The sequence below is a fragment of the Caballeronia sp. M23-90 genome (genome assembly GCF_053574605.1).
Map to the genome: position 1 here is coordinate 1 of NZ_JBSIPA010000366.1, position 6,740 is coordinate 6,740.

The 6,740-nt window shown below is 60.3% G+C and carries 6 protein-coding genes; 4 read left to right on the top strand and 2 right to left on the bottom strand.

Going from position 1 to position 6,740, the window contains the following annotated elements; all coding sequences use genetic code 11:
* Positions 1–421 precede the first annotated feature (421 nt).
* The 4 genes from gshB to ptsP all read left to right on the top strand — a co-directional run bounded on the left by gshB (position 422) and on the right by ptsP (position 4,436).
* Complete coding sequence (gene gshB, locus ACRXB1_RS26880) at positions 422–1,381, top strand: glutathione synthase (RefSeq protein WP_061998320.1); 960 nt, start codon at positions 422–424, stop codon at positions 1,379–1,381.
* A 302-nt stretch (positions 1,382–1,683) separates the two neighbouring features.
* Positions 1,684–2,172, top strand: a complete 489-nt coding sequence (locus ACRXB1_RS26885; protein WP_062168831.1) for a PTS sugar transporter subunit IIA — start codon at positions 1,684–1,686, stop codon at positions 2,170–2,172.
* 50 nt (positions 2,173–2,222) lie between these two features.
* A complete protein-coding gene (locus ACRXB1_RS26890; protein WP_060817338.1) occupies positions 2,223–2,492 on the top strand; it encodes an HPr family phosphocarrier protein in 270 nt (89 codons plus the stop codon).
* Positions 2,493–2,675: 183 nt separating this feature from the next.
* A complete protein-coding gene (gene ptsP, locus ACRXB1_RS26895) occupies positions 2,676–4,436 on the top strand; it encodes a phosphoenolpyruvate--protein phosphotransferase (RefSeq protein WP_172811903.1) in 1,761 nt (586 codons plus the stop codon).
* Here the strand turns inward: ptsP and ACRXB1_RS26900 are convergent.
* Together ACRXB1_RS26900 and ACRXB1_RS26905 are read right to left on the bottom strand one after the other, a co-directional pair.
* The gene (locus tag ACRXB1_RS26900; RefSeq protein WP_449493758.1) at positions 4,424–5,650 is read right to left on the bottom strand and encodes an autotransporter strand-loop-strand O-heptosyltransferase; all 1,227 of its coding nucleotides are present in this window, start codon (positions 5,648–5,650) and stop codon (positions 4,424–4,426) included. The two genes, ptsP and ACRXB1_RS26900, sit on opposite strands and share 13 nt — an antisense overlap.
* A gap of 114 nt (positions 5,651–5,764) precedes the next feature.
* Positions 5,765–6,523, bottom strand: a complete 759-nt coding sequence (locus ACRXB1_RS26905; RefSeq protein ID WP_449493759.1) for a HesA/MoeB/ThiF family protein — start codon at positions 6,521–6,523, stop codon at positions 5,765–5,767.
* Positions 6,524–6,740 lie beyond the last annotated feature (217 nt).

A 6,740-nucleotide genomic window follows, 5' to 3' on the forward strand; every position in this document is an offset into this window, starting at 1 on the left:
TAGCGGCAGCGGTCTGCTATACGCGTTTTTTAACACGTTGCGTGCGTCCGCGCCTGACGTGCAACCGGCCGCAACTCGTGCGGCCGTCGTGCTCCGGATTCAAAGCTTAAACCTGAATGCCTCCCGGATCAGTCTTTTCCAGTTCCCCCGATCCCGCCAGCAATCCCAGCACCGCCGAACCGCTTCTACATGTATGGCGTGGTGGCGCGGCTGGGATTGCTGGCGGCATCGGTGGAACTGGAAAAGACTGATCCGGAAGCCATTCAGGTTTAAGCTTTGAATCCGGAGCACGACGGCCGCACGAGTTGCGGCCGTTTGCACGTCAGGCGCGAACGCACGCAACGTGTTAAAAATCGCGTATTGCAGACCGCTGCCGCTTTTTACCGAATAAACCAAGGCCGAACGGCCGTTCTGGACGCTTATGGACATCCTTTTTATCGCCGATCCGCTCGATCATTTCAAGATCTACAAAGACACGACCTACGCGATGATGGCCGAAGCCGCCCGCCGCGGGCACACGCTCTACGCGTGCGAGCCGCAGCACCTGGCCTGGGTGTCGGGCAAGGTCGAAGGGTTGGTGCAACGCGTGTCCATAGTCGGCGACGTGGCGGATTCCGCGCGTTCGCCGTGGTACTCGGCCGCAACGCCGGAACTGCGCGATCTGAAGCAGTTCGATGCCGTTCTGATGCGCAAAGACCCGCCGTTCGACATGGAATACGTGACGACCACCTGGCTGCTCGAATTGGCCGAGCGTACCGGTGCACGCATCTTCAACAAGCCGCAGGCAATCCGCGACCACTCCGAAAAACTCGCAATCGGCGAATGGCCGCAATTCGTCGTGCCGACGCTGGTCACCCGTGACGCCGACCGGCTGCGCGCGTTCCACGCAGAGCACGGCGACGTGATCCTGAAGCCGCTCGACGGCATGGGCGGCATGGGCGTGTTCCGCGTGAAAGCCGATGGCATGAACCTCGGCACGATCGTGGAAATGCTGAGCGACAACGGCGCGCGCAGCGTCATGGCGCAGAAGTTCATCCCGCAAATCACCGATGGCGACAAACGTATTCTGATCATCGGCGGGCAGCCGGTGCCGTATTCGCTTGCGCGGATTCCGCAAGGCAACGAAGTACGCGGCAATCTGGCCGCCGGTGGCTTGGGACGCGCGCAACCGCTGACCGAGAACGACCGCAAGATCGCTGAAACGCTGGGGCAGACGCTGTTCAATCGCGGCCTGCTGCTGGTCGGGCTCGACGCCATCGGCGACTATCTCACCGAAGTGAACGTCACGAGCCCGACGTGCTTCCGCGAGATCATGGATCAGACCGGGTTCGATGTGGCGGGAATGTTTATCGATGCACTGGAGCGTGCTGTTGCAATTTAGAGGTGCCTGTCAAAGTGGCAGCCGGGCAGTTGAATCCGTCCGGACTGCTACAATCTGCCACTCATGAGATTCGTTTCGCGGTGCGATCCGGCCCCGAAATTGAAAGTGAGAATTTGCCGCAACGTGTTTCATATTGCGCTGCGCAAGACGTGCAAATTCCGACTAAGCTTGCAATATGCGGGCTTTTTCGACGCTTTTGCATCCGGATCGATGTTTGCGGTCGCTTTTTAATTGCGCGCATATAACAGCAAGTTCCCACGATTTCCGACGTATCTCGTCGTTTTGGGGCAGCACACTCTGATATGGCTGGCATTCTGATCATTGCTCACGCACCTTTCGCTTCGGCGCTACGTGAGTGCATTTCCCACATTTACGGCGGTTTGCCCGCGCGCATCGGCGTGATCGATGTGATGCCGGACTGCGATCCTGTAGAGGTGCGTGCGTTCGCGCGCTCCGAGATCGACCGTCTGAAGGAAGAGAACGGCGCGATCGTTCTCACCGATGTTTTCGGCGCAACGCCCGCGAACATTGCGCAGAGCCTTGCAAGCGACACGGTTCGCGTGCTGGCCGGCGTCAACCTGCCCATGCTCGTGCGCGCCGTGTGCTACCGGACCACGCCGCTGGAAACGATGGCCGAAAAGTCGCTCCAGGGCGGATCGAAGGGCATTCAGGAGCTGGACGCGTCGACACCTGCAAATCCTTGCGCAATGGCGAGCGCCGCTGCCGCGGCAAGTTGTGCGGTGAAATCGGCGGCGGTTGCCAGCGAGCCGGAAAAAGTAGTCAGTCATTAAAACCAAGGCACCTGCACGAGTCAGCCCTTTCACCTAGCGCCCGGAGCATCATGCTGCAACAAGAAACAACGATTGTGAACAAGCTGGGTCTGCACGCGCGTGCCTCAGCAAAGCTCACACAACTGGCAGGAAGTTTTCAATGCGAGATCTGGATGAGCCGCAACGGCCGTCGGATCAACGCAAAAAGCATCATGGGAGTGATGATGCTGGCAGCGGGAATCGGCAGCACGGTGACGATCGAAACCGAGGGCGCCGACGAAGCCGAGGCCATGAAGGCCGTTCTCGCCTTGATCGCCGACAAATTTGGCGAAGGTCAGTGAGCTTGTCATCGAAGATGTTTTGAAGAGAGCCGCGTTCCAACGCGGCTTTTTTTATGCGTTGCTGCAGCGCAAACGGTGAGGGATCGCGTTCGAATTTATAATGAGGCGCGCAATCGTATGTTCGGGCATTGCCAGCCTGCAAATACGACGCAACCGCGATCCACCCTAACCAGAGAGGTGCGCGTGTCGTTCACGCTGCATGGAATCCCAGTCTCCCGCGGCATTGCCATTGGCCGTGCGTATCTGATCGCGGCCGCCGCGCTGGATGTCGACCATTACCTCGTCGAGCCGGATCGTATCGACGGTGAGATCGAACGCTTTCACGCAGCCCAGGCGCAGGTCCACGCGGAGCTCGACGCGCTGCGTGAGGACCTCGCGGCCGATGCCCCCAGCGAAATGGGCGCCTTCATCAACGTCCATTCCATGATCCTGAACGACGCCATGCTCGTTCACGAAACCATCGATCTGGTGCGGACCCGCCGATACAACGTGGAATGGGCGCTCACCGAACAGCTCGAGATCCTGAGCCGCCATTTCGACGATATCGAAGACGAATATCTGCGCGAACGCAAGGCTGATATCCAGCAGGTCGTCGAACGCGTGTTGAAGGCGCTGGCGGGCGCTCCGTCCACGGCGACGCTCGTGGTCGATGGCGCCGCGACCAACGGTCACAACGACATGATCGTGGTCGCGCATGACATTGCGCCGGCCGACATGCTTCAGTTCAAGACGCAGGCGTTCAAGGGTTTTGTCACGGACCTGGGCGGGCGCACGTCGCACACGGCGATCGTGGCGCGCAGCCTGGGCATTCCGGCATCGGTGGGTGTGCAGCAGGCGAGCGCGTTGATCCGGCAGAACGATCTGATCATCGTGGACGGCGATCACGGCATTGTGATCGTGGATCCCGCGCCGATCGTGCTCGAAGAATATTCGTATCGGCAAAGCGAGAAGGTGCTCGAACAGAGGAAGCTTCAGCGCCTCAAGTTCTCGCCCACGCAGACGCTCGACGGCACGAAGATCGACTTGTGCGCGAACATCGAGTTGCCCGACGACGCAAAGACCGCGCTCGATGCCGGCGCAATGGGCGTCGGCCTGTTCCGCAGTGAATTCCTGTTCATGAACCACAAGGACGAGCGGCCGGAGGAAGAGGAGCAATTCGAGGCTTACAAGCGGGCCATCGAACTGATGAACGGCCGGCCGGTGACCATCCGGACAATCGATGTCGGCGCCGACAAGCCGCTTGAATCGATGAGCAGCGGCGACGGCTACGAGACCGCGCAAAACCCGGCGCTCGGCTTGCGCGCGATCCGCTGGAGCCTGTCCGAACCGCAGATGTTCATGACGCAACTGCGCGCCATCCTGCGTGCATCGGCGTTTGGCCGGGCGAAGATCCTGATCCCGATGCTCGCGCACGCGCAGGAGATCGACCAGACGCTCGACCTGATCCACGAAGCGAAGCGTCAGCTTGACAGCGCCGGTATCGAATACGACCGCAATGTGCAGGTCGGCGCGATGATCGAGATTCCAGCCGCGGCAATTGCGGTGCGCCTGTTCCTGAAGCGGCTCGATTTCCTGTCGATCGGGACAAACGATCTGATCCAGTACACGCTTGCCATCGATCGCGCGGATAACGCTGTAGCGCATCTTTATGATCCGCTGCACCCCGCTGTGCTGCACTTGATCGCGTTCACGTTGCGCGAAGCGAAAGCCGCAGGCGTGCCAGTTTCAGTGTGCGGCGAAATGGCCGGCGACCCGAGCGTGACGCGCCTCCTGCTCGGCATGGGGCTGACCGAATTTTCGATGCACCCCAGTCAGTTGCTGGTCGTCAAGCAGGAGATCCTGCGCGCGGATCTGAAGGCCTTGAACAAGCCCGTCGCGGACGTGCTTGCAGCGTATGAACCCGCGGAATTGCTTGCGGCCCTGGCGGTGCTTCAGAAGGCTTGAGCCAGCAGTTTCTTGTCGGCTATCAGCTTGTCCACCACGCGCATCACGAATTCAGGCGTGATGATCGACGTGCACTGGAACCGCTGCGCCTTGTCCGCGCGGCGGGGGCACCACGCGAAGTCCGTGGCTTCGAACTCGGCGGTCGTGTCGTTGAAGCAGCTATTGCAGCCATGAAAATTGATCACGCGATACGGCGTGCGAAATTCCGTCGATGGATGCGAAAACCCGCTGATCATCACAACGGGCGTGCCCGCGGCCCACGCGAGCCACGACAACCCGCTTCCCAGTCCGATAAAAAAATCCGCGTGATTCAACAGGCTCAAACGTTCCTGCAATGGCCGGTTGCCGGTGAAATCCTCGGCGCCTTCAGGCATCGTGTTCATGTATTCGGCGTTGCCGTATGACTGCTCTTTATCGATGCACAGGACGCGGTAGCCGAGTGTTTTCAAATGCGCGATCAACGTTGGCCAGCCGCGCGGGTTGTTCCAGTACTTGCATTGCGCAGTCGATTGCGTCGCGATGCAAACATAACGCTCCGTGATTAGGCGGGATTTATCGGTGATGACCACTTTCGGGCGGCGTTCCTCGCAAGGCACGCCGAGCAGGTAGGCAATCATGTCCTGCATGTTGCTCACGCGTGGGTCGGTCGGTTGATGATCGCGCTCTGAAAATGGCTTGAGCAGACCGATGTAGTACGTAGCGTAGAACGTATCCGCCTGACTGTTCAGTTCTTCGTCGGTTTCAATATGCAGACGCGGATAACCCTCGCGGAAAAGCGGCTGCAGATGCGGCCCCAGCGGCATGTGCAGTTCGCAACTGTGCTGCTCGCGAAATGCATCGATGACCGGCATCCACGCGATCGAATCGCCGAGCGCAAGCGGCGCCATGCGTAATGCCACTTTCTTGTTGGCCGCATTGAAGGTGTGGGAGAAGACGAGGCGCTGACCGTCGAACACTTCTAGCAGGAAACGCACGAAATATTTACGCCTGCTCGTGATCACGGTGTTGGCTTCCACAGCTTCGTCAAGTACGACGTTGAACGTGTCCAGGTCTATCATGCGAACGCGCCAGCCATCCACCGGCACTTGCACGCGGCATCCATAGTTGAAGTCGAAGCGGACTCCTTCGGCGCCGCTCAGTGCCGGTGGGCCCGGGCGTGCAAATTCAGTTTCATTCCGGCCGCGCTGCGTGCTTTGGCTTGCTGTCTCACTCACGTGTTGCTCCAATCGCTTTAAGGTTCAGCAGCCACGATAAGGCAGCCGAACCATCAGCTAAATTGGAGGAATCTTAAATTTGAGACAACGCATGCGGGCGACGCGCGAAAGGCACTATTTCGCCGTATGTGATCCGCAAACAGGGCAGTCCGCCTGCCTTGCAATGCGCATGGTGTTCCACTCCATGCGCAGCGAATCGAGCATCATCAGGCGTCCTTGCAATGTCGTGCCGAAGCCGCCAATCAGACGCAGCGCCTCCGCCGCCTGCATCGTGCCGATAATGCCGACCGTCGGCGAGAAGACGCCCATGGTCGAGCAGGCCACCTCTTCGAACGCGTCGTCAGGCGGGAACACGCACGCGTAGCACGGCGATTGCGCGGAGCGAAAATCGAAGGTGCTGATCTGGCCGTCAAAGCGGAGCGCGGCGCCCGAGATCAGCGGCACGCCATGCGCGTAACAGGCCGCGTTGATGGCGTGGCGGGTGGCGAAGTTATCGGTGCAATCGAGTACGACAGTCGCGTGCGGGACGTTGTCGTTCAGCCATTGCGCGTCGGCGCGCGTGGCGACCGCGTTCACCTTGACATCGGGGTTGAGCGCGGCGAGCGTCCTGCGCGCCGAGTCCACCTTGGGTTCACCCACGGATGCCGTGGCGTGGACGATCTGGCGCTGGAGATTGGTGAGATCGACGGTATCGGCATCGACCAGCGTCATCTCGCCGATACCCGCCGCCGCCAGGTACATCGCCGCCGGGGCGCCAAGGCCGCCTGCGCCAATGATCATCACGTGCGCATCCAGAAAGCGTTGTTGCGCTTCGATGCCGATTTCATCGACGAGAATATGGCGGGAGTAGCGGAGAAGCTGATCGTCGTTCATCGGGCGCTCGAGTGGGCAATGACCGGCGCGGCGGTCAGGAAGCGCCTATTTTAAGCGCGAGGCTCGCAAACGCAGTAAAACCCGGCAAGGCAGAAACGAAAACGCCGCCCACATGGGGCGGCGTTTGATCTGGCTGGCCGAAAAATCTTACTGCGTAGCCGATGCCGGCACGGGCGCCGAAGCAGGCGCCGCAGCGTCCGATCCAGGCGTTGCCGGA

Excerpts from the sequence above, each read along its gene's own strand:
- ACRXB1_RS26890 (WP_060817338.1), top strand. The coding sequence starts at position 2,223 with ATGCTGCAACAAGAAACAACGATTGTGAACAAGCTGGGTCTGCACGCG.
- gshB (WP_061998320.1), top strand. The coding sequence starts at position 422 with ATGGACATCCTTTTTATCGCCGATCCGCTCGATCATTTCAAGATCTAC.
- ACRXB1_RS26905 (WP_449493759.1), bottom strand. The coding sequence starts at position 6,523 with ATGAACGACGATCAGCTTCTCCGCTACTCCCGCCATATTCTCGTCGAT.
- ACRXB1_RS26885 (WP_062168831.1), top strand. The coding sequence starts at position 1,684 with ATGGCTGGCATTCTGATCATTGCTCACGCACCTTTCGCTTCGGCGCTA.